The 1,258-nt window shown below is 64.9% G+C and carries 1 protein-coding gene; it reads left to right on the top strand.

The window, feature by feature from the left end; translation table 11 throughout:
• Positions 1 to 80: 80 nt before the first annotated feature.
• A partial coding sequence (locus tag H5393_RS14280) for an IS481 family transposase (protein WP_182767233.1) occupies positions 81 to 1,258 on the top strand: 1,178 nt, incomplete at its 3' end.

Raw genomic sequence — 1,258 nt, 5'->3', positions numbered from 1 at the left:
AGGACATCGGAATAGGGTGTCTCGGGTCATCGGAATACCCCTGTCTCAGGTCATCGGAATGGCTCTGCGAGTCTGCGTGGATGGCAGCAGCGAAGCGCAGATTGGTGATTGAGGCGGTCTTGGCGGGGATGTCCCAGTCCGAAGCAGCCCGCCGGTACGAGGTCTCCCAGGGCTGGATATCCCGGTTGATGAAGGCCTATCGCCGCGAGGGTCCTGCCGTGTTCGAACCGGCCTCGAGAGCCCCGAAAACGATCGCCAACGCCACCGACCCGACCGTGGTGGAGATGATCTTGGCCCTGCGCGCAGACCTCGCCACTCAAGGACTCGACGCCGGCGCTGAGACGATCGGCTGGCATCTGCAACGCACCGGCATCACCGTCAGCCGCGCCACGATCCACCGGATCTTGAACCGCCACGGCCAGGTCACACCCCAACCCCGGAAACGGCCCCGCTCTTCCTGGATCCGGTTCCAGGCCGAGCAGCCCAACGGCTGCTGGCAATCCGACTTCACCCACTACCGCCTGGCCTCCGGCCACGACATCGAGATCATCTCCTGGATCGACGACTGCTCCCGCTACGCGCTACACATCTCAGCCCACCGCCGCATCACCGCGGCGATCTCGGCCGCAACCTTCACCCAAGCCGCTGACAAGTACGGATACCCCGCATCCACCCTCACCGACAACGGCATGGTCTACACCGTCCGCTTCGCCACCGGCCGAGGTGGCCGCACCCCGCTGGAGGAACTCCTGGCCGAACACCACATCATCCAGAAGAACTCCCGACCCAACCACCCCACCACCTGCGGCAAAGTCGAACGCTTCCAACAGACCATGAAGAAATGGCTCGCCGCGCAACCCGACCAGCCCACCACGATCGCCGAGCTCGACACCCTCCTCCACACATTCGTCGAGGTCTACAACCACCACCGCGGGCATCGCTCCCTGCCCCACCACGCCACCCCGGCCACGGTCTACACCACCACACCCAAAGCCAGCCCAGACCCCACCCAGCCCGGCAGGCCCCACGACCGGGTCCGCCTCGACCACGTCGACACCCAAGGCGTCGTCACCCTGCGCCACGCCGGCCGCCTCCACTACATCGGCATCGGCCGCACCTACAAGGGAACCTGCATCAAACTCCTCATCCAGGACCTCGACATCACCATCATCAACGCCACCACCGGCGAGATCCTGCGCGAGCTCACCCTCGACCCCCACAAGGACTATCAACCCATCGACCCGAAAAAGAAGAAGCC

The organism is Tessaracoccus sp. MC1756 (assembly GCF_014164735.1).
Classification (GTDB): Bacteria; Actinomycetota; Actinomycetes; order Propionibacteriales; family Propionibacteriaceae; genus Arachnia.
The sequence above is the reverse complement of the archived record's forward strand: the minus strand, read 5'-3'. Positions and strand labels throughout refer to the sequence as shown.